The organism is Amycolatopsis azurea DSM 43854 (assembly GCF_001995215.1).
Lineage (GTDB): Bacteria > Actinomycetota > Actinomycetes > Mycobacteriales > Pseudonocardiaceae > Amycolatopsis > Amycolatopsis azurea.
On sequence record NZ_MUXN01000001.1, the window covers coordinates 353,191 to 372,721 of the forward strand.

A 19,531-nucleotide genomic window follows, 5' to 3' on the forward strand; every position below is an offset into this window, starting at 1 on the left:
GTTTTCCGGATGGCGAAATATCCGCTTTCGGCGGAGGAATTGGCCCGGTTCGCCCACCTCGGCAGGGAAACCAGCACCTTGACCGTGCTCCGGCACGCCAGGATCGCCGAGCGGATGGGGCTGTCGGCCACCGATCACAAGGTGCTCGAACTCGTCGGTCAGGCGCCGGGACCGTTGACAGCGGGCAGGATCGCGGAACTGACCGGGCTGTCGACCGGGGCTGTGACCGGCGTCATGGACAGGCTGGAGAAGGCGGCTCTCGCCCGCCGTGTCCGCGACACCGCCGACCGCCGGAAAGTCCTGATAGAGGTCGTTCCCGGTGCCATGGACCGCCACGCGCCGCTCTTCGAATCCGCGTACACGAACATGAAGACGGTCCTTGAGGAGTTCTCTCCCGGGGAACGGAAAGTGCTCGAACGTTTCCAGAGCGCGTTGCTCGATGGCCTCCGCGACGAACTCCCCGGCAATTCCTCCCGCACATAGCTTTTCCGCATCTGCGGAAGTAACCTCCCAAGCATGCCGCAATTTCGGTTGTCTGAGGCCGCTCGTCTGCTCGGCGTCAGCGACGACACCGTCCGCCGCTGGGTGCGCGCGGGCCAGTTGACCGCGTTCGACGACTCGGCGGGCCGCAAGGTCGTCGACGGCGCCGAACTCGCCGCGTTCGCCAAGGCGCAGGCGGAACAGCCCGAGGATCCGTCGAACGTCGGCCGCTCCGCGCGCAACCGGTTCGTCGGCCTGGTCACCGAGGTCGTCACGGACAAGGTGATGGCACAGGTCGAACTGCAATGCGGCCCGCATCGCGTGGTCTCTCTGATGAGCGCCGAAGCCGTCCGTGAACTCGGGCTGCGGCCCGGGGTGCTCGCGGTCGCCGTCGTCAAGGCGACCACCGTCGTGATCGAAACCCCGGAAGGAAGCCGATGAGGAGACTCGTCCCCGCCTTGTTCGCGCTGGCACTGGCCGCGACGGCCTGCGGTTCGGAGCAGCCCGCCGCCCAGCAGGCGGAGGCCAAGACGCTGACCGTATTCGCGGCGGCGTCGCTGACCGAGTCCTTCGGGGCGCTGGGCAAGCAGTTCGAGGCGCAGCACGCCGGGGTGACGGTGAAGTTCAGCTTCGAGGGCTCCTCGGCGCTGGTCCAGAAGCTGACCCAGGGAGCGAAAGCGGACGTGTTCGCCTCCGCCGATCAGGCCAATATGGACAAGGCCACCAAGGGCGAGGTGATCGACGGGCAGCCGTCGGTGTTCGCCACCAACCGGCTCGCCATCGCGGTCGGCAAGGGCAACCCCAAGGGCGTCAAGGGGCTGGCGGATCTCGCGAAGGACGGGCTGACCGTGGTCGTCTGCGCGCCGCAGGTGCCGTGCGGTTCGGCGACGAAGAAGGTCCAGCAGGCGTCCGGGGTCACGCTCAAGCCCGCGAGCGAGGAGCAGGACGTCAAGTCGGTGCTCGCGAAGGTGCAGTCGGGCGACGCCGACGCCGGACTGGTCTACGTCACCGACGCGACGTCCGCGGCCGCGAAGGTGGACAAAGTGGACTTCCCCGAGGCGGCGGGCGCGATCAACGACTACCCGATCGCGGTGGTGAAGGACGCTCCCCAGGCGGCTCTCGCGAAGCAGTTCACCGACTTCATCCTCAGCGCCGAAGGCAAGAAGGAACTGGCGAAGGTCGGTTTTGGCGCGCCCTGATCCCGCACTTCGTCCTCTGGACGCGGTAGATGCACACGCAACTACCGCGTTCAGAGGACGAAATGCGGGGGGTGGGGTGCCGTGGGTGCTCTGGCCGCCGGCGATCTGCGCGCTGGCGCTGGTGGTGCTGCCGGTCGTCGGCCTGCTGGTGCGCTCGGACCTGAGCCGCTTCCCGGGCCTCATCACCTCGACGTCCTCGCTGAACGCGCTCAAGCTCTCGCTGATCACCGCCGGACTGTCCACTGTGGCCTGCGTGCTGCTCGGCGTCCCGCTCGCCGTGGTGCTCGCGCGGTCGGGGGCGCGCGGCGTCCGCGTGCTGCGCGCCGTGGTGCTGCTGCCGCTGGTCCTGCCGCCGGTGGTCGGCGGGCTGGCGTTGCTGTACCTGCTGGGCCGCAAGGGTTTCCTGGGCGTCCTGGTGACCGCGCTGACCGGTGAGCAGGTGCCGTTCACCACGGCCGCGGTGGTCGTCGCGCAGACGTTCGTCGCGATGCCGTTCCTCGTGGTCAGCCTCGAAGGGGCCCTCCGCGGTGCCGGTGACCGGTACGAACGGGTCGCGTCGACGCTGGGCGCCAAGCCGTGGACGGTGTTCCGCCGGGTCACGTTGCCGCTGCTGCTGCCCGCGCTCGGTTCGGGCATCGTGCTGAGCTTCGCGCGGGCGCTGGGCGAATTCGGCGCGACGATCACCTTCGCCGGCAGTCTCGAAGGCGTCACCCGGACGCTGCCGCTGGAGGTCTACACCCAGGCCGAGGTCGACGTCGACAGCGCCGTGGCGCTCGCGTTGCTGCTCATCCTGGTCGCCGTCGCGGTGATCGCGCTCGCCCGGCCTCGCGCGCTCGAAGGGGTCCGGTCGTGACCCTTTCGGCGGAGATCGCCCTCCGGCGGGGCGAGTTCACCCTGGACGTCGGGTTCGAAGTCCCCGACGGCGGCGTCCTCGCCCTGCTCGGGCCGAACGGTTCGGGGAAGTCCAGTGTGCTCGGTTGCCTGGCCGGCCTGCTCCGGCCCGACCGCGCACGGATCACTTTGGACGGCCGCGGCCTGGCGGGCCTGCCGCCGCACGCGCGCGGGATCGGCTTACTCTCCCAGGACGCCCTGCTCTTCCCGCATCTGTCCGCTTTGGACAACGTCGCCTTCGCGCCGCGCTCGACCGGCGCCGGGCGCGCCGAGGCGAAGAAGCGCGCACGCGAGTGGCTGACCGAAGTGGACGCGCTCGAACTGGGCGGACGTCGGCCCGCGCAGCTCTCCGGCGGGCAGGCGCAGCGGGTCGCGATCGCGCGGGCCCTGGCTGCCGAGCCGGGGCTTCTGCTGCTCGACGAGCCCTTCGCCGCTCTCGACATCGACGCGGCGCCGGCCATCCGCGGCCTGCTTCGGCGGGTATTGCGGGGAGGGCCGCCGACCGTGCTGGTCACCCACGACCCGCTCGACGCGCTGGCGCTGGCCGATCACGTCGCCGTCCTCGACGGCGGCCGGATCGTCGAACGCGGCGAAACCCGCAAGGTCCTGTCCGCGCCGCGCACGGCGTTCACCGCGCGGATCGCCGGGCTGAACCTGGTGCCCGGAACCGCCGTCGAAGGCGGTTTGCGCACGTCAGGCGGACAGCTGGCCGGAATCCCGGCTGAGGACGTCGTCGAGGGCGAAGCGGCTGTCGCCGTCTTCCCGCCCAGCGCCGTCGCTGTGTACCTGAAGGACGGTGAGCACCGGGGCAGTCCGCGCAACACCGTCGAGGGATTCGTCGACGCGCTCGAACCCCACGGACCGGTGATCCGCGTCCGGTCCCGCGGCGACGACTGGGCGGCGGGCCTCGCCGCCGACCTGACCCCGGCCGCGGTCGCCGAACTGGCGCTCGAACCCGGGACACCGGTCAATCTTTCGGTCAAGGCGGCCTCTGTGGCTGTTCACGCGGTCGCCGAACATTAGGGTGGGGTCCATGAACGAGCGCCGTTGGACCTACCTCAGCGACATGGATGGCGTGCTGGTGCAGGAGGAGCACCTCGTGCCCGGCGCGGACGAGTTCCTCAAGGAGCTGCGCGCCAACGACATCGGCTTCCTGGTGCTGACCAACAACTCGATCTACACCCCGCGTGACCTGCGGGCGAGGCTCGAGCGGACCGGTCTCGACATCCCCGAGGAGGCCATCTGGACCTCCGCGCTGGCGACCGCGAAGTTCCTCGCGTCGCAGCGGCCGAACGGCTCGGCGTTCGTGATCGGCGAGGCCGGGCTCACCACGGCGCTGCACGAGGTCGGCTACGTGCTGACCGAACGCGACCCGGACTACGTCGTCCTCGGCGAGACGCGCACGTACAGCTTCAGCGCGATAACCCGCGCGATCAGGCTGATCGAGGGCGGCGCGAAGTTCATCGCCACCAACCCCGACGCCACCGGCCCGAGCATGGAGGGTTCCATGCCCGCCACCGGTTCGGTCGCCGCGCTGATCGAGAAGGCGACCGGCCGTTCGCCGTACTACGTCGGCAAGCCGAACCCGCTGATGATGCGCTCCGCGCTGCGGCGGCTCGGCGCGCATTCGGAGTCGACGCTGATGATCGGCGACCGGATGGACACCGACGTCCACTCGGGAATCGAGGCCGGATTGCAGACGATCCTGGTGCTGACCGGCATCTCCAGCAGGGAGAGCGCCGAGCACTACCCGTACCGGCCGACCATGATCATCGACTCGATCGCCGATCTGGTGGGGCGGACCGGCGACCCGTTCGGCGAAGGCTGAGCGAGTCGGCGGCGGACGGAGGGATTATCGTCACAGAGATGCACGACGATCAGCCCGCGTCACCGACCTACGTGGTCGGTGACGTGCACGGACACCGGGACGAGCTGGCGGAGGCGCTCCGGGAGAAGGGGCTGCTCGACTCCGACGACGACTGGGCCGGTGGTGAAGCGACCCTCTGGTTCCTCGGCGACTTCGTCGACCGTGGCCCCGACGGTGTCGGCGTCATCGACCTGGTGATGCGGCTGGAACGGCAGGCCGCCACGGCGGGCGGGCACTGCGGGACACTCCTGGGCAACCACGAGATCCTGCTGCTCGGGATGTACCACTTCGGCGACACGGAGGTGCCGTCCGACTTCGGGCCGCGCAGTTTCGCCCGCAGCTGGGAGATCAACGGCGGGCTGCTCGAAGACCAGGACAGGCTCACCCCGCAGCACATCGAATGGCTGACCTCGCGCCCGATGCTGACGCTCGCCGCGGACCACCTGCTGATGCACTCGGACACGCTCGAGTACCTCGGCTGGGGCGAGGACATCGACGAGATCAACGCACGCGGCCGCGAGATCCTCGAAGGCAGTGACATCGAGTCCTGGTGGGACGTGTGGCGGCGGATGACCACGCGCTACGCCTTCCGCGGCCCCGAAGGCGCCGATGTCGCGCAGCAGCTCATGGACCGGCTCGGCGGCGAGCGGATCGTGCACGGGCACAGCGTCATCGCCGACCAGCTCGGGATCCACCCCGCGCAGATCGAGGGGCCGTACCTCTACGCGGGCGGGAAGGCGCTGGGGATCGACGGCGGTCTGTTCGTCGGCGGTCCCTGCCTGATCATCCCGCTGCCGTGGGAGCCCGAAGACTGAGACCTAGGGGATCTCGACGATCTCCTTGCCGAGCGGCATCAGCGAGACCGGGATCATCTTGAAGTTCGCCACGCCCAGCGGGATCCCGATGATCGTGATGCACAGCGCGACCCCGGTCAGCACGTGCCCGATCGCGAGCCACAGCCCGGCGAAAATGAACCAGATGACGTTGCCGATCGTCGACGCGGCCCCGGCGTCGCGCCGGTCCACCACGGTGCGGCCGAACGGCCAGAGCGCGTAGGCCGCGATCCGGAACGACGCCAGCCCGAACGGGATGGTGACGATCAGGATGCAGCAGATGACGCCGGCGACGATGTAGCCGAGTGCCATCCACAGGCCGCACAGCACGAGCCAGATGACGTTCAGGATCAGGCGCATCAGACGTGCAACTCCCCACTGGCCACGGTGACCGCCTGCCCGGAAAGCAGGACGCGGTCACCTTCGAGACTCATGCGCACGATGCCACCGCGTGCCGAGGCCTGCTCGCCGACGAGCTCGTGCCGGCCGAGGCGCGCGGCCCAGTACGGCGCGAGGACGCAGTGCGCGGACCCGGTGACCGGGTCTTCGTCGATACCGACGCCCGGCGCGAAGAACCGCGTGACGAAGTCGATCCCCTCGACGTCGCCCGGGGCGGTGACCATCAGCCGTCCGGTCCAGTGCGCGCGCAGCGCGGCCAGGTCCGGCGCGAGCGAGCGCACCAAGGCGGCGTCGTCCACCACCGCGAAGAGGTTCTGGAGGCTGCGCCCGACGTACTCGAAGGAGACGCCCGGCAGGATCGACGACAGGTCGTCGTCCGACTCGCGTGGCGGATCCGATGGGAAGTCCATCGACACCCAGCCGTCTTCGGCGCGGCAGCGCAACTCGCCGCTTCTCGTCGTGAAGGTCTGCTCTCCGCCGAGGACGTGCGTGGTCGCCAGCGTCGCGTGCCCGCACAGGTCGACCTCGGTCTCCGGCGTGAACCATCGAAGCGACTTCGGCCCTTCACTGTCGACGCTGTCGACCTCGACGAAGGCCGTCTCGGCGTGCTTCAGCTCGGCCGCGACGGACTGCATCCAGTCCGCGTCGCCCGGCGAGTCCAGCAGCACGACGCCGGCGGAGTTACCGGCGAAGGCCTCGGAGGTGAAGGCATCGACGATGTAGAGGCGCATGCCTTCGACGATATCGGGCCCGGCGAGACCCGGCCTCCGGGTTTCCCCCGAGGTGGCGCGGGTCTCCACTTGCAGGTGGCCGCGGTCAAGTCGACATGTAGCCACGAGTCATTGAGCGGCTGCCGTGGACTATCGCGGGCTGTGCATGACCTGTTTGAGTGAACGAGTCCTGCGGTGCCGACTGGTCCTTTTCAAGGACGGTCCCACTGTTGAACAACGAGTCATCGAATAATGAGTGCCAGCAGAGCGATATGGACACTTCGACGCGCACTGGAGCGGTCGCACTTCTCGTCGGCCCGGGGCAAGGTCGGCCGGTAGCGCTGTCCGAGGTAGGCGGATCAGCTTCCGAAGTGTGGAGAAACGGTATATACGGTTCTTTCCGGGTTTGCGGACCTAGGTCTGTCGGTGGAGGGCTTGAGTGCCGGATTCCCTGCATTCTCGACTGCCGGTATAGCGTTGGGGTTGTTTCGATGACCAAGTGCTCATATCGGCGCTGAAGTATCTTTCGTAGTCTTGGACGGGGCCAAGAGTATCCTTGGCTCAACCAGCGAAAACATGGCTATTCCTTTCTTCTTGCCATCTTGGTATTGAGAGTGGTGAACCAGGGACTCGTGGGTTCTCGCTCCAAGAGCACGATCTCCAATGAGACCTGCCTTGCGGCTCGAAATCTCATTGTCGGGCTCGCGGTTGCGAGACTCTGTCGATGGTTTCGCACCTGGCCAATGGAGGAACTGGTATCGATGCCGCCAGGCCTGCTGATCGGGTACTGTGCGCTACATCGTCGGCGTTATGGCGACGGCGATCGGCTGTTTGCAGGAATAGATCATTAATGCTAACCGTGCCGCCCCCTCGGTACCGAGCAATCCGCAGCCGTAAGACCGTCGTGCGGCAGTATCTGCCGTGCCGGGCCTATCATCGCTCTGAGTGTCCGTTCTTGCGGAGAGTTAGCCAATATGGCGGAAAGTTGTGAGTAACTCGCTGGTCTCAACCTCTGCGCGCTACGCTGTTTGACCAGTGCCCGCCATGAGACCTGGAAGAGATCAGTTTGAGAGAAGGTGCCTGATTGACTGGGATGAGGCAGTCACGCGGCGCGAAAATATGTGAAGAATTTTGGAACTTCCCCCAGAGGTGGTCGGCCGGGCATCGTCGATCGAGATGTGTCGCAGCCAGGCCAGGTGCTTCCCGGGACCGCGCACGTGCGGATGAACGTGATGGCTGTCCTCGCCTCATCGCGGGCAACGACGTGGGAATTTCTTCGGATCGAATTCGGTGCTTCGTGTCGGTTGAGTGCATCGGTGACGATCTCGATCGGGTGCCGGTCGCGTATCTGGTCTGAGGTTCTATAAAGGGAGTCGCCGTGCGAATATCACCCTGGAACGCCTTCAGGTTCTTCGCCACGCTTATCTCTGCCGTACTGCTGGGCATCTGGGTGAATATTCTTTCAGACAAACTCGAAGATCATGGCTTGTGGGGATCTGTTCAAGAGCTCAGGGCGGGCAACCTGTTGCTTGTCGGAGGATCCATCGCTCTTGTTGGAAGTGAATACCTTACGCGAAGGAGGCGGGCAGTGGAGGCTGAGCGGTTCGAACGACGGTTGGAAGTTCTGCGACAACGGCAGCGACGCCTTCTGAAAAGCACTCTACGGATCGTTTGTGAGCTGGTGTCGAAGGCTCTGAATATCTCCTGTAATGCCCGTTACTTCGAGGCTGTGGAGAAAGATCAGATTACCTATATTCAGCAAGATCGCGACCTGGCCATCTTGAATATCTCGATGCCTCGGGAGTTTGGCTTTACGCGGGTTTCCGTGGATACGCCGCATATTGTCAGCGGAAAGTCTTATCGTGAGCGGCGTCCAATTTACGAAGACCTGCCTGAAGACCATCACAAGCTTTACGATACCCGCGTTGCTCAAATGATCGAGCCGCGCCAGCGCTGGGTTTTGTCCTGTCCGGTCCTCAAGCTCGACCCGGAGACCAACAGGCACAACGAGGAGGATTCGCCTCATGGGGTGATCGTATTCTATGGGGTCGACGATGTTCCTGAGCTGGAAAAAGAGTCGAGAATTGAGTTCTGCCTCGAGTGCGCGCAGCAATTCGCGGATCAAATGTCGCAGATTATGAATATGCTCACCTTGACTGAAGAGATGGTAGTTGGCCATGACTCGACTTGAGCGCCGGTTCCCCAGTTCGGTATGTGTACGCATAACCCGACGGTGCAATGCGGTCTGCTCCTTCTGTCAAGCTCCGAATACAAGTCATGTCGAGCTGTCTTCGGAAGATCTTGAAGGTATCGCTATCGCGCTGAAGGTGAGAGGGGTTCGATCTCTGAAATTGTCGGGCGGTGAACCGACGATGCGAAGTGATCTGGCCCATATAATCGATACTATCGGATCGGTTTTGCCGAAGGTGGTAGTCGTTACAAATGGAATAAGTCTGAGTTCGGAAGTGGTTGCCGCCGCCCGTGACGTTGGCGCTGAATTCAAATTCAGTGTGCATCGCCCTGATTCATCGAACGATGACGTTTACCGGGTGAAGTCTTTCGGGAAGATTCTCGAGAGCATGGAAGCCTGTAGTAAGAGTCGGATCAGATTCTCTATTCATACGGTCGTCACGTCGAGTACGGTTGACTTGATGGGTCCCATGGCTGCGTTTGCGCTTTCATGTGGAGCCCGAAAGATCAGCTTCTTGCCTGTGGTTCCACGAGGTAGAGCTGTGAAAGGGGAGGAAAATTCAATCGGCGAAGACAGCTTGCGGGCTGTTCGTGCCGATGTGGCCCTGCTGGCCGATGATTTCAAAGGGCGGCTGGATGTCAGATGTGTAGACTTCTGGAGTCGTGAATACTGGGTTATCGAGAACGATGGCACGCTGTGGATCGAGAGATCCAGTGAAAAGCTTGACGAAAGAGTCTGTGGACTAAGCGAACTTCTGGCACCTTGACTTCGAGGATCACATGCTGGTCCTCCCTATTCGGAAAGTGAGAAGTATCTTGAAGAGTTCTGGTTTCGAAAACGAAGTCGGCCGGTGTATCGAGCTGGCCGAAAAGGCGTCTCGTGCAGGAAATTATGCACTGGGCGCACTTGTGGTGCTGAATGGAGAAATCCTGGCAGAGTCGGGAAGCAGCTTGATCGGCGATAATGATGATCCCAGTGCGCATCCCGAGATGATTGTGGTGCGGCACGCGGCCAGACGGATGAAATCTCGTTATCTCGAGGGTGCATATCTTGTGAGCACGCTGGAGCCTTGCCCTATGTGCACGTCGGTTGCCATCTGGGCAAAGATGTCGGGCGTCGTGTTCGGTGCCACGCAGATGGATGCGATTCAATGGGCGGCCGAGCATCCTGACGATGTCTTCACCTGGCGGCAGATCGAAATTCCCGTGCGGCGTGTGGTTACTATGGGGACACCGCGTCTTGAGGTTTACGAGGAAGTGCGACGCAAAGAATGCAAGGCCTTATTTTCGCTCAATGAAAATTCAGCCGTCGATGCCGAATCCTCGGGCTGCTCTGTCGCCGGCGGTGGTCAGGGCTGAGTCCGGCCTCGCCCGGCCTCCGGGTTTCCCCTGAGGTGGCGCGGGTCTCCACTTGCAGGTGGCCGCGGTCACGCCGCGTTCCTAGACTCGACGCGTCGCTACCGCCGAACGCAGGAGTCTCCATGTCCGACGCCCCCGCTTTACCGAGCTACGCATCGGGAATCTCGGACACCCCGCTGCTGGGGGACACCATCGGCGACAACTTCGATCGCACCGTCGCCGCCTTCGGCGACCGGGACGCGCTCGTCGACCGCGCGGCCGGGAAACGCTGGACCTACGCCGAACTCGCCGCCGACGTGAACGCGTTCGCGCTGGGCCTGCTGGACCTCGGCATCGCGAAGGGCGACCGCGTCGGCATCTGGTCGCCGAACCGCTGGGAATGGACCTGTGTCCAGTACGGATGCGCGAAGATCGGCGCGATCCTGGTCAACATCAACCCGGCGTACCGTTCGCACGAGCTCGAGTACGTGCTGAACCAGGCCGGGATCAAGCTCATCGTGGCCGCGAACTCGTTCAAGACCTCGGACTACGCGGGCATGATCGCCGAGGCGGGCCCGAAATGCCCGGCGCTGGAACACGTCGTGCTGCTGGACAGCCCCGCTTGGCCGTCGGTACTGGAGATCGGCGGCAAGGCCGACCCGGCGCGGCTCGCCCAGCGGCAGAGTGAGCTTTCCGCGGACGATCCGATCAACATCCAGTACACGTCCGGCACCACGGGTTTCCCCAAGGGCGCCACGCTGTCCCACCACAACATTCTCAACAACGGCTACTTCGTCGGCGAACTCTGCAACTACACCGAAGCCGACAAGGTGTGCATCCCCGTGCCCTTCTACCACTGCTTCGGCATGGTGATGGGCAATCTCGCGGCGACGACGCACGGCGCGTGCATGGTCATCCCGGCGCCCGCGTTCGAACCGAAGGCCACCCTCGAAGCCGTCGCGGCGGAGAAATGCACTTCCCTGTACGGGGTTCCGACGATGTTCATCGCCGAACTGGCCGACCCGGACTTCGCCTCCCACGACCTTTCCTCGCTGCGCACCGGGATCATGGCGGGCTCGCCCTGTCCGGTCGAGGTGATGAAGCAGGTCATCGACCGGATGGGCATGGCGGAGGTGTCGATCTGTTACGGCATGACCGAGACCTCGCCGGTGTCCACCCAGACCCGCGCGGACGATTCGGTGGAGCGGCGGGTGTCGACGGTCGGGCGGGTCGGGCCGCATCTGGAGGTCAAGGTCGTCGATCCGGAGACCGGGCTGACCGTGCCGCGCGGTGAGCCGGGCGAGTTCTGCACCCGCGGCTATTCGGTGATGCTCGGCTACTGGGAGCAGGCCGACAAGACGGCCGAGGCGATCGACGCGGCGCGGTGGATGCACACCGGCGACCTCGCGATCATGGACGCCGACGGCTACGTCAACATCACCGGCCGGATCAAGGACATGGTCATCCGCGGCGGGGAGAACCTGTACCCGCGCGAGATCGAGGAGTTCCTCTACACCCATCCGGACATCCTCGACGCGCAGGTCATCGGCGTCCCGGACGACAAGTACGGCGAGGAACTGATGGCGTGGGTCCGCATGCGCGAGGGCGCGGCGCCGCTGACCGCCGAAGCGGTGCGGGAGTTCTGCGAGGGGAAGCTGGCGCGCTACAAGATCCCGCGTTACGTCCACGTCGTCGAGGAGTTCCCGATGACGGTGACCGGCAAGGTGCGCAAGGTCGAGATGCGGGAGCGGTCGATCAGCATCCTCGGCCTGGAGGCGGCGGACGCCACGAAGCACGCCTGACAAGTTGACACTTCGAGGCAACCTGTCACACATGTAGGGCGTGTCCCCTTAGCGGCAGAAAGTTCCCGCAGAGCGCGGGGCGATGGGGAGCCGTGTAGGGGAACCATGTTCGTGAAACGGGGAAAACGCCTGATCACCATGGCCGTAGTGGCCGTGGCCCTTCCGCTGTCCCTGCCCGCGGTGGCGACCGCGGCGGCGGGACCGATCGAACTCGGCGTCATGCCCGGTACCGAGGACACGTCGGTGACGGCGATCGGTGACCGTGGGCAGCTCATCGGGGAGTCCTGCGCCAACGGACCGCACTCGCACTCGTGCGTCGCGGTGAAATGGGACAAGGCCGGCCGGGTCACCCAGCTGCAGCCTCTGCCCGGCGGGTTCGCGGTGGCGAAAGCGGTCAACGCGAGCGGGGTGATCGCCGGCTTGTCGAATCTGCGGGCCGTGCTCTGGTCCACGGACGGTTCGATCACCCAGCTGCCCGCGCCGCCGGGCGGCTCGGCCTCGGAAGCGAACGGGATCAGCTCGACCGGCATCGTCGTCGGCACGGGTTCGACGAGCGACGGCCGTCGACGCGGGTTGCGCTGGGACTCGGCCGGGAACGTCTCGGTGCTCGCCGCGCCGCCTCTGGCGGGGCACTACTCCGCGACCGCGATCAGCCGGGACGGCCGGTTCGTCGCCGGGCAGCTCCAGGCGGACGACGGCAGCTTCCGGGTCCTGCGCTGGGACGCCACCGGCGCGGTCACCGTGTTCGGCCCGGACGGCGAACTCAGCTGGTTCAAGGAGCTGAACGCCTCCGGCGAGATCGTCGGCCGGACGACGATCAACGGCCGGTACGCGGCGGTGAAGTGGACCGCGGACGGCCGCATGATCGAACTCGGCTGGATCAACTCGTACGCCACGGATGTGCTGGCCCTCAACGGATCCGGGGTCTCGGTCGGCATGGGCTACGTCGACTCCCCGAACGGATCCCTCTACTCGCCCGTGCGCTGGGCCGCCGACGGCACGATGACCTCGCTCTCCACCACCGGCACCGGCGGCAACGCCATGGACATCGACGGGCAGGGCCGCGTCGTCGGCATCGCGGGCAACGCCGTGCTCTGGGACGCGAACGGCGTGCGGACCGACCTCGGAACGCTTCCGGGTGGCGGGTACAGCCGGGCGGAGCTGATCGGCCTGGACGGGACGATCGCGGGCGGCGCGGTCACCGCGGGCGGTGACTGGCACGCCGTCTATTGGCCCGCGAGGTATTGAGGGGTAAGGCAAAGGTGGCGTGGTCAGCCGCCCGCCCGCACGCCGACCTCGGGTGTTGCGAAAGCCACTTCCGCAACGTTGAAGGTTGCGAAAGTGGCTTTCGCAACGCTTCCGAGCCTTCGCCCCGCTGATCGCCACCGAACACCGGTCCGTGAAGGCCTCCTTGAGGGACCCAGAGTCCCTCAAGGAGGCCTTCACAGCACGTCAGGCCGCGGAGTTGGCGGCGACCGCGGCGATCGCCTTCGCGTCTTCCTCGCCGAAGGTCTCTTCGAGGTTCTCGGGCGAATAGTCGAGGTCGATCTGCTCCACCGGCATCCCGCGCGCGGACTCGATCGCGCCGAGGCGCCGCTGCGCCCGGTCCGCCGCGTACTGGATGATCTCCTGCGGATCGTTGTCGAACGGGATCTCCTCGAACTGGTCCTGCACCCACTGGATCATGTTGAGCGCGTGCGGAAGCAGCTCGCCCATCCGCTGCTGCACCGCGTCCCACAGCGAGTCGTCCGCGGCGACGTGACGGCGGCAGGTGAAGGTGCCCCAGGCCATGTGACGGCGTTCGTCGTCGCCGATGCGGCGGATCAGTTCCTGCATGCCCGGCAGGATGTCGTGCTGCGTGCAGATCAGCTGCCAGGTGTAGTACCCGGTCAGCGCGAGACTGCCTTCGATGACGTGGTTGTAGGTGACGCTCGCGCGGATCTGGTTGAGCGGACTGGGATCCGCCTCCAGCGCGCGCAAAGACTGCGGCAGCTCCTCGTAGAAAAGCTTGCGGTAGTGCGGATTCTCCGCGACATAGGGATGCAGGTCCGTGGTCAGCCCGACGGCGTCCATCCAGCGGCGGAACACCTCGGTGTGCTTGGCCTCTTCGAAACAGAACTGCGTCAGGTACATCTCGTCGCCGAAGCGCCCGGTCGCGGACATCGCCCGCATGAACGGCTGGATGTCCTCGGTGACCGCCTCTTCGCCCGCGATGAACTGCGCCACCAGATACGTCGTCGACCGCTGCTGTTCCGGGTTGAGGGTGTCCCAGCCCTCACGTTCACGGGAGAAGTCGATGTCGGCGGGGTTCCAGAACTTCTTGTTGCCCTTGGCGAACAGCCGCAGCGGGAACGAGTCCCAGTTCAGCCCGCCCTCGCGTAACGAGGAGAACCCGGTCCGCAGCTCGGGAAGCGTGTCGGTCATGAGATCCCCTTCGAATCGGTGGTCAGCGCCCCGATGGACGGCGCCAGCACGGCGACGACGGAGGCCGCCGCCTCGTCGGCCGAATGCGTCGGCATGACGAGATGGGACAGGGAAAGCCGGACGACGGTCTCCGCCAGCAGCGCGGCCGATTCCGGGGAGAGCGACGGCTCGAACTCGCGGTACTGCCCGGCCGCGACCTCGGTGGCCGCGGTCAGGATCGGTTCGCCCTTGGTGGTGAGCAGCGGCAGGAGGTCCTCGCCCGCTCCCGTGCCCAACGCGGCGGCGACCAGACGGTTCTCCCGCGCGTGCTCGATCGTGTAGACGACGGCCTCGCGGATGCCGTCGAGCAGGTGCCGCGCGTCCTGGACGCGCAGCCGGATGCCTTCCAGGAACTCCGACGTCGTCCGGAGGACCACGGCCTCGGCGAGCGAGGCCTTGTTGCCGAACTCGTTGTAGACGGTCTGCCTGCTCACCCCGGCGCGCGCGGCGACGTCCGCCATCCGCAGTGCCGTGAAGCCGTGTTCGGTGAGCAGTTCGGTGGCCGCGTCGAGCAGTGCCTCCCGCAGAGAGGCTTTGGTCCGGTCGGAGAAGCTCGTGATCTCGCCCACATTCCCAGCTTGACACAGATCGTGTCCATGTCAACGGCGTTGACGGGAACCTGGCCTGTGTAAATCAGTCGCCCGCGGCGGCTAACGTGGCCGGTGTGGGCATCACCGTGGGGTTCGACCTCGACATGACACTGATCGATCCGCGGCCGGGCATGGTCGCGGTCATGAACGCGCTCGGCGCGGAATCCGGCCTGCCGCTGGACGGCGAGTTCTTCGCGGCCAACCTCGGCCCGCCCCTCGACGACAGCCTGCGCGGCTTCGGGGCGCCGGAGGAGCGCATCCCCGAGCTGGTGACGCGGTTCCGCGCGATGTACCCGGAGACGGTCGTCCCGGTGACGGTCGCGCTGCCCGGGGCGGCCGAAGCGCTGCACGCGGTCCGCGAGGCGGGCGGGCGCACCGTCGTCGTCACCGGCAAGTACGGGCCCAACGCGAAACTCCACCTGGACGCCCTCGGCTTCGAGGTCGACGTCCTGGTCGGCGAGCTGTGGTCGACAGAGAAGGCCGCCGCGCTCACCGAGCACGGCGCCGGTGTCTACGTCGGGGACCACGTCGGCGACGTCCGCGGCGCGCTGGCCGCCGGCGCGGTGCCCGTCGGGGTCACGACGGGCCCGTGCACCAAGGACGAGCTGCTCGCGGAGGGAGCCGAGGTGGTGTTCGACTCGCTGGCCGAGTTCCCCGCGTGGTTCAGCTCTTTCGACGGGCTTCGCGCACCAGGGCGATCAAGCCGAGAGCCAGACCCAGCGGAGTGACGACGCCCGCCGCGGCGGACAGCCACACCGGAAGATTCTCCAGCCCGGCGGCGAACATCACGAAAACCGCTGTGACGGCGATCATGCCCAGCGCGAAAAGGCCGATGCCCACGCGCATGAGGATCGGTTTCCGGGGCTTTTCGGGGACGGCCACAGCGGCCTCCTTAACTGCGGTCTCCATGAACCAGAGGGTATCCGCCGGTATCCGCTTCTCCACAGGGCATGTGTCGAGATACGCTTATGGGACGCGCGCCCTGGGTACGCCCCCGGGCGCGTTCGTCGTGAGCGGGACAGCAAAGGATTGGTGAGGAAAGTGCCGACCGGCAAGGTCAAGTGGTACGACGCGGAGAAGGGTTTCGGTTTCGTCACCCAGGATGGGGGCGCCGACGTCTACATCCGTAAAGCCGCGCTGCCGCAGGGCGTCGAAGGGCTCAAGGCGGGCCAGCGCCTCGAGTTCGGTGTCGCCGACGGCCGCCGCGGCCCGCAAGCGCTCTCCGTCCGGCTGCTGGACCCGCCGCCCTCGGTCGCCGAGGCGCGCCGTCGTCCCGCCGAGGAGCTGCACGGGCTCATCGAGGACATGATCAAGCTGCTGGAGCTCAAGGTGCAGCCGGATCTGCGGCGCAACCGCTACCCGGACCGCAAGCACACCAAGCAGATCGCCGAGATCATGCGCGCCGTCGCCCGGGACCTCGATCCCTGATCGGCCGCGCGGTCCTGACAGCATCAAGGCCCCTTTGCTCACGCCAGGCGTGAGCAAAGGGGCCTTGCTGCGGTTCAGGCGGCCGGTGCCTCGACCTGCAGCGACCAGATCGCCGTCGTGACCGCTTCGGCGTCCTCGGGACGTCCGGTCTGGCTGATCACCGAAGCCTGCGCGACCTCGACGACGAGGATCTGGTCGTCGGGTTTCGGCGTCGTCACGGTGTAGGCGAACCGGTCGAGCGACGTGATGATGTCCTGCTTGAGTTCCTGCGGCTCGCCCTGGCCGTTCACGTACTGCACCGTGACCTTCCACGGCGTTTCCGCGATCGCGCTCGGCACCGAGATCTGCACCGGCTTCCCCGGCCGGACCCGCAGCTTGCCCGCGGAGTCGGGCCTGGTGGTGCACTGGGCGCTCTTGATGTCGCACGACGCCAGCGGGGCGACGTTCACCGCCTTCCCGTCGGCGAAGAAGGTCACCTCTTCGGGGCCGGGGGCCGAGCAACCGGCCACCACGAAACCACCCGCCGCGAGCAGGGCCAAAATACGAAGTCGCCGCATACGGTGCAGATTACGAGCCCGGCCGCCACCGGGAGTCACCGGCCTCCGAGGGGATGGGCGATTCGCTGGTCGGCTCCGGGCGCAGCGGCCGGTCGCCGCCGAGGCCCGGGACGAGCGAGGTGCCGCGCCGGACCATGAACGTCTGCGTGAACCCGACGGCAAGCAGGATCGACAGCACCAGGAACCCGATCCAGTACGTCGGCGGCAGCAGCAGGCCGACGGCGCCGCCGAAGCACCAGGCCATCTGCAGCACGGTCTCGGACCGGCCGAACGCCGACGCGCGCGACTCCTCCGGGAGGTCTTCCTGGATGACGGCGTCGAGGCTGATCTTCGCCAGCGCGCTCGCGGTCGCGCCGACGAGCGCGACGATCGCGGCCGTCGCCAGCCCGGCCGCCACGGTCGCGATGATCGACATACCGAGGCAGGCCCCGACGCAGGCCAGGATCACCTGATCCGGTTTGCCGAAGTGCAGCCGCGAACCCAGCGCGTTCCCGAGGAAACCGCCCGCCCCGGCCGCGGCGCCGATGACACCGAGCAGCAGCAGCTGGTTGAACGGGCTCTGCCCGCTGCCCTCGGTCTGCGCCTTCACCGCGAACGCGGAGAACATCATCAGGAACCCGGTCAGCACCCGGACGGACCCGTTGCCCCACAGCGAGACGACGATGTGCCGTCCCATCGGCTGACGCTGCTTCTTGACCCGCCGCTCCGGATGCGCGGACAGCGACGCGGGCACCTCGCCCTCGGTCACCTCGACCCAGGCCGGGATCCGCATCGACTGCACCGCGGCCGCGATACAGATCGCCACGGTGAACCACAGCGCGCCCTGCGAACCCCACAACGCGTTGAACCCGCTGGCCAGCGCGCCGAACGCGCCGGCGGCGACCAGGCCGAACACGGTGAGCCGGGCGTTCGTCTTCGACAGCGTGATCTCGGGTGGCAGCACCCGCGGCGTCACCGCCGACTTGAGCACGGTGAACGACTTCGACAGCACCATCATGCCGAGCGCCGCCGGGTACAGGAGCCAGTCGTCGAAGTGCAGCGCCATCACGACGGCCATCAGCGCCTGCCCCGCCGAGGACACGCACATCGCGAGCCTGCGGCCGCGCTGGATCTTGTCCAGCGCCGGGCCGATCACCGGCGCGACCAGCGCGAACGGGGCGATCGTGATGAGCAGGTAGAGCGCGACCTTGCCCTTGCTCTCCCCGCTGGTGGCGGCGAAGAACAGCGTGTTGGCCAGCGCGATCGCCATCGCGGCGTCGCTGGCGTAGTTCAGCATCACCGCGTACGTCAGCGAGGTCAGGCCCGATTTGTCGGCGCCGTCCGCCTTCGTCGCGCGCTGGAAGGCGCCGACGGCCTGCCCGGTGAGCTGACGGCTGCGCATCGCCGCGACCCGGGTGACCGTGATCTTCTTCGGCATCTTCGGCAGGGAGCCCGCTCGCGGCGGGACCGCGGTCGTCGGGTTCTCGTGCGGGGGCTCCGGCACTTCACGTGGCTCGCCCGCGTAGCCGCCGGTGTCGTAGTGGTCGTACTCGCCGCTGCCCGGCGGATGCTCGTCGTAGAACCCGCCAGGACGACGCCGGACGGGTTCGGTCTGCCGCTGCGCGGGATCCGGGTACGGCCGCGCGCCCCGGGGAGGCGTGTGCGGTGGCCGGGGCGGCGGCTGGTGGTGCCCCATCGGGATCGCGCCGGTCCGCGCTTCGTCGGCGGTCGGCCCGGCCGGATACGGCTGGTGCTGGTACTGGGGCTGAGGACGGGCCGCACGCGGCGGGGGCGGCGGCACCGGCTGCTGGTCGACCCGGGTGGGCGGCGGCGCGGACCAGCTGCGCGCCTGCGGGGCGCCGGGCTCCGGTGTCCACTTGCGCTTGCTCTTGCGGCCGCGCTCCTTGCCCGACCGGCCGGAACGCGTGCCGTCGGGTCCAGAGTTCGAGCCGAAGATTCCCACCAGCCAATCCTGCCTTACGCGGGGGTCGCTTCGCGCGTTCACCACTGCTTTCTAGGAGTTCGGGACGAACTTCACCCGGAACATCTTGGGCCAGAGCTTGCCGGTGATCAGGAATTCGCCGGTCCCGGGCACCGCCGCGATGCCGTTGAGGACGTCGGCGGAACCCCGTTCCCCGGGCGTGAGGAGCCCCGACGCGTCGATCTCGCCGGTGACCCGCCCGGTCGCGGCGTCGATCCGCAGGATCCGGTCGGTCTGCCAGACGTTCGCGTACACCGAGTCCCCGACGCATTCCAGCTCGTTCAGCTGGTCACGCCCGACATCGACGCTGCCCGTCGGCGCGAAGGACACGGGATCGCGGAAGGTCAGCCTCGACGAGCCGTCGCTCATCACCAGCCTGCCGTTCTGGTGGCACAGGCCCCAGCCCTCGCCGGTGTAGGTCACGCGCCTGCGCTCGGCCAGTGTCTTGGCGTCGCGTTCGATCGCGACGCCGTCCTGCCAGGTGATCTGCCAGGCCGTCGGCCCGAGCACGGTGATGCCCTCGCCGAAGAGTCCCGGCAGCTCCTGCCGGACCGACGGCGCCGCACCCGCGGGCCCGGCCCGCATCGACGACTTCCCGACCAGGCCGGTTCCCTCGTACAGCGTCTCGCCGGAGAACTCGAGGCCCTGGGTGAAGGCGCCCGGATCGTGGGGCAGTTCCGAGAGGACCTGCACCTTCAGTTTCTCCGGAGCGGGCGGCGCGGCGTCGCTCCCCGGCGCGGCGGCGCAGCCACCGAGGACGGCGGCCAGCAGGAGCGAGGTGGTCATCAGCGTGCGCACGCGGACAGCCTGACACGGACCGCGAT

Annotated in this window: 22 protein-coding genes; 14 read left to right on the forward strand and 8 right to left on the reverse strand. The window is 67.0% G+C overall.

The genetic code is table 11. The annotated features are described in order from the left end of the window. Nucleotides 1-9 precede the first annotated feature (9 nt). The 7 genes from B0293_RS01695 to B0293_RS01725 all read left to right on the forward strand — a co-directional run bounded on the left by B0293_RS01695 (nucleotide 10) and on the right by B0293_RS01725 (nucleotide 5,252). The gene (locus B0293_RS01695; protein WP_039917567.1) at nucleotides 10-483 is read left to right on the forward strand and encodes a MarR family winged helix-turn-helix transcriptional regulator; all 474 of its coding nucleotides are present in this window, start codon (nucleotides 10-12) and stop codon (nucleotides 481-483) included. 33 nt (nucleotides 484-516) lie between these two features. Then, nucleotides 517-921 carry a TOBE domain-containing protein gene (locus tag B0293_RS01700; RefSeq protein ID WP_005156143.1) on the forward strand — a complete coding sequence of 135 codons (405 nt, stop codon included), beginning with the start codon at nucleotides 517-519 and terminating at the stop codon, nucleotides 919-921. Continuing rightward, entirely contained in the window at nucleotides 918-1,679 is a 762-nt protein-coding gene (gene modA / locus B0293_RS01705; protein WP_005156141.1) for a molybdate ABC transporter substrate-binding protein, read from the forward strand. The genes B0293_RS01700 and modA overlap by 4 nt, the downstream gene beginning before the upstream one ends. Before the next feature lie 85 nt (nucleotides 1,680-1,764). Beyond that, the gene (locus B0293_RS01710; protein ID WP_005156132.1) at nucleotides 1,765-2,532 is read left to right on the forward strand and encodes an ABC transporter permease; all 768 of its coding nucleotides are present in this window, start codon (nucleotides 1,765-1,767) and stop codon (nucleotides 2,530-2,532) included. Further along, nucleotides 2,529-3,593, forward strand: coding sequence for a sulfate/molybdate ABC transporter ATP-binding protein (locus tag B0293_RS01715; protein WP_005156130.1), 1,065 nt, complete (start codon nucleotides 2,529-2,531; stop codon nucleotides 3,591-3,593). The genes B0293_RS01710 and B0293_RS01715 overlap by 4 nt, the downstream gene beginning before the upstream one ends. Before the next feature lie 10 nt (nucleotides 3,594-3,603). Beyond that, nucleotides 3,604-4,398 carry an HAD-IIA family hydrolase gene (locus B0293_RS01720; protein ID WP_005156128.1) on the forward strand — a complete coding sequence of 265 codons (795 nt, stop codon included), beginning with the start codon at nucleotides 3,604-3,606 and terminating at the stop codon, nucleotides 4,396-4,398. A 38-nt stretch (nucleotides 4,399-4,436) separates the two neighbouring features. Beyond that, nucleotides 4,437-5,252, forward strand: coding sequence for a metallophosphoesterase family protein (locus tag B0293_RS01725; protein ID WP_005156126.1), 816 nt, complete (start codon nucleotides 4,437-4,439; stop codon nucleotides 5,250-5,252). Between the two features lie 3 nt (nucleotides 5,253-5,255). Here B0293_RS01725 and B0293_RS01730 read toward each other — a convergent pair whose 3' ends face one another. Together B0293_RS01730 and B0293_RS01735 are read right to left on the reverse strand one after the other, a co-directional pair. Then, nucleotides 5,256-5,630 carry a YccF domain-containing protein gene (locus B0293_RS01730; RefSeq protein WP_005156125.1) on the reverse strand — a complete coding sequence of 125 codons (375 nt, stop codon included), beginning with the start codon at nucleotides 5,628-5,630 and terminating at the stop codon, nucleotides 5,256-5,258. Next, the gene (locus B0293_RS01735) at nucleotides 5,630-6,400 is read right to left on the reverse strand and encodes a PhzF family phenazine biosynthesis protein (RefSeq protein ID WP_005156124.1); all 771 of its coding nucleotides are present in this window, start codon (nucleotides 6,398-6,400) and stop codon (nucleotides 5,630-5,632) included. Before B0293_RS01735 ends, B0293_RS01730 begins: the two co-directional genes overlap by 1 nt. Nucleotides 6,401-7,757: 1,357 nt before the next feature. Between B0293_RS01735 and B0293_RS01740 the strand changes: the two genes are divergently transcribed. The 5 genes from B0293_RS01740 (at nucleotide 7,758) to B0293_RS01760 (ending at nucleotide 12,957) form a co-directional block, all read left to right on the forward strand. Continuing rightward, a complete protein-coding gene (locus B0293_RS01740) occupies nucleotides 7,758-8,570 on the forward strand; it encodes a hypothetical protein (protein WP_143254455.1) in 813 nt (270 codons plus the stop codon). Further along, nucleotides 8,557-9,336 (forward strand): radical SAM protein, encoded by a 780-nt coding sequence (locus B0293_RS01745; protein ID WP_077241206.1) that lies wholly within the window; start codon nucleotides 8,557-8,559, stop codon nucleotides 9,334-9,336. Before B0293_RS01740 ends, B0293_RS01745 begins: the two co-directional genes overlap by 14 nt. 49 nt (nucleotides 9,337-9,385) lie before the next feature. Beyond that, nucleotides 9,386-9,928, forward strand: coding sequence for a nucleoside deaminase (locus B0293_RS01750; protein WP_157376424.1), 543 nt, complete (start codon nucleotides 9,386-9,388; stop codon nucleotides 9,926-9,928). Between the two features lie 122 nt (nucleotides 9,929-10,050). Further along, nucleotides 10,051-11,709 carry an AMP-binding protein gene (locus B0293_RS01755; RefSeq protein WP_005156123.1) on the forward strand — a complete coding sequence of 553 codons (1,659 nt, stop codon included), beginning with the start codon at nucleotides 10,051-10,053 and terminating at the stop codon, nucleotides 11,707-11,709. Nucleotides 11,710-11,814: 105 nt separating this feature from the next. Next, nucleotides 11,815-12,957: a hypothetical protein gene (locus B0293_RS01760; RefSeq protein WP_005156122.1), complete on the forward strand. Its 1,143-nt coding sequence runs from the start codon at nucleotides 11,815-11,817 to the stop codon at nucleotides 12,955-12,957. A gap of 204 nt (nucleotides 12,958-13,161) precedes the next feature. Here B0293_RS01760 and B0293_RS01765 read toward each other — a convergent pair whose 3' ends face one another. Then, nucleotides 13,162-14,133, reverse strand: coding sequence for a R2-like ligand-binding oxidase (locus B0293_RS01765; protein ID WP_005156121.1), 972 nt, complete (start codon nucleotides 14,131-14,133; stop codon nucleotides 13,162-13,164). Beyond that, nucleotides 14,130-14,741: a TetR/AcrR family transcriptional regulator gene (locus B0293_RS01770; protein WP_005156120.1), complete on the reverse strand. Its 612-nt coding sequence runs from the start codon at nucleotides 14,739-14,741 to the stop codon at nucleotides 14,130-14,132. The genes B0293_RS01765 and B0293_RS01770 overlap by 4 nt, the downstream gene beginning before the upstream one ends. Nucleotides 14,742-14,836: 95 nt before the next feature. Here B0293_RS01770 and B0293_RS01775 point away from each other — a divergent pair, with 95 nt between their 5' ends. Then, nucleotides 14,837-15,490, forward strand: coding sequence for an HAD family hydrolase (locus B0293_RS01775; protein ID WP_005156119.1), 654 nt, complete (start codon nucleotides 14,837-14,839; stop codon nucleotides 15,488-15,490). On the opposite strand, the gene B0293_RS01780 is transcribed toward B0293_RS01775, so the two are convergent. Then, nucleotides 15,426-15,671 (reverse strand): hypothetical protein, encoded by a 246-nt coding sequence (locus tag B0293_RS01780; protein WP_077241208.1) that lies wholly within the window; start codon nucleotides 15,669-15,671, stop codon nucleotides 15,426-15,428. The genes B0293_RS01775 and B0293_RS01780 overlap by 65 nt on opposite strands. Nucleotides 15,672-15,803: 132 nt before the next feature. Here B0293_RS01780 and B0293_RS01785 point away from each other — a divergent pair, with 132 nt between their 5' ends. Next, on the forward strand, nucleotides 15,804-16,190 hold the full coding sequence (locus B0293_RS01785) for a cold-shock protein (protein ID WP_007033367.1): 387 nt from the start codon (nucleotides 15,804-15,806) through the stop codon (nucleotides 16,188-16,190). A 74-nt stretch (nucleotides 16,191-16,264) separates the two neighbouring features. On the opposite strand, the gene B0293_RS01790 is transcribed toward B0293_RS01785, so the two are convergent. The 3 genes from B0293_RS01790 to B0293_RS01800 are packed head-to-tail and all read right to left on the reverse strand — an operon-like array spanning nucleotide 16,265 to nucleotide 19,505. Further along, nucleotides 16,265-16,729 carry a DUF2771 family protein gene (locus tag B0293_RS01790; protein WP_005156117.1) on the reverse strand — a complete coding sequence of 155 codons (465 nt, stop codon included), beginning with the start codon at nucleotides 16,727-16,729 and terminating at the stop codon, nucleotides 16,265-16,267. Nucleotides 16,730-16,757: 28 nt separating this feature from the next. After that, nucleotides 16,758-18,689: an MFS transporter gene (locus B0293_RS01795; RefSeq protein ID WP_005156116.1), complete on the reverse strand. Its 1,932-nt coding sequence runs from the start codon at nucleotides 18,687-18,689 to the stop codon at nucleotides 16,758-16,760. A 51-nt stretch (nucleotides 18,690-18,740) separates the two neighbouring features. Then, entirely contained in the window at nucleotides 18,741-19,505 is a 765-nt protein-coding gene (locus tag B0293_RS01800) for a glutaminyl-peptide cyclotransferase (RefSeq protein ID WP_005156115.1), read from the reverse strand. Between the last annotated feature and the right edge of the window lie 26 nt (nucleotides 19,506-19,531).

Coding starts and splice junctions, on each gene's coding strand:
- B0293_RS01695 (WP_039917567.1), top strand. CDS start 10: ATGGCGAAATATCCGCTTTCGGCGGAGGAATTGGCCCGGTTCGCCCAC.
- B0293_RS01700 (WP_005156143.1), top strand. CDS start 517: ATGCCGCAATTTCGGTTGTCTGAGGCCGCTCGTCTGCTCGGCGTCAGC.
- modA (WP_005156141.1), top strand. CDS start 918: ATGAGGAGACTCGTCCCCGCCTTGTTCGCGCTGGCACTGGCCGCGACG.
- B0293_RS01720 (WP_005156128.1), top strand. CDS start 3,604: ATGAACGAGCGCCGTTGGACCTACCTCAGCGACATGGATGGCGTGCTG.
- B0293_RS01725 (WP_005156126.1), top strand. CDS start 4,437: ATGCACGACGATCAGCCCGCGTCACCGACCTACGTGGTCGGTGACGTG.
- B0293_RS01730 (WP_005156125.1), bottom strand. CDS start 5,630: ATGCGCCTGATCCTGAACGTCATCTGGCTCGTGCTGTGCGGCCTGTGG.
- B0293_RS01735 (WP_005156124.1), bottom strand. CDS start 6,400: ATGCGCCTCTACATCGTCGATGCCTTCACCTCCGAGGCCTTCGCCGGT.
- B0293_RS01745 (WP_077241206.1), top strand. CDS start 8,557: ATGACTCGACTTGAGCGCCGGTTCCCCAGTTCGGTATGTGTACGCATA.
- B0293_RS01755 (WP_005156123.1), top strand. CDS start 10,051: ATGTCCGACGCCCCCGCTTTACCGAGCTACGCATCGGGAATCTCGGAC.
- B0293_RS01760 (WP_005156122.1), top strand. CDS start 11,815: ATGTTCGTGAAACGGGGAAAACGCCTGATCACCATGGCCGTAGTGGCC.
- B0293_RS01765 (WP_005156121.1), bottom strand. CDS start 14,133: ATGACCGACACGCTTCCCGAGCTGCGGACCGGGTTCTCCTCGTTACGC.
- B0293_RS01780 (WP_077241208.1), bottom strand. CDS start 15,671: ATGGAGACCGCAGTTAAGGAGGCCGCTGTGGCCGTCCCCGAAAAGCCC.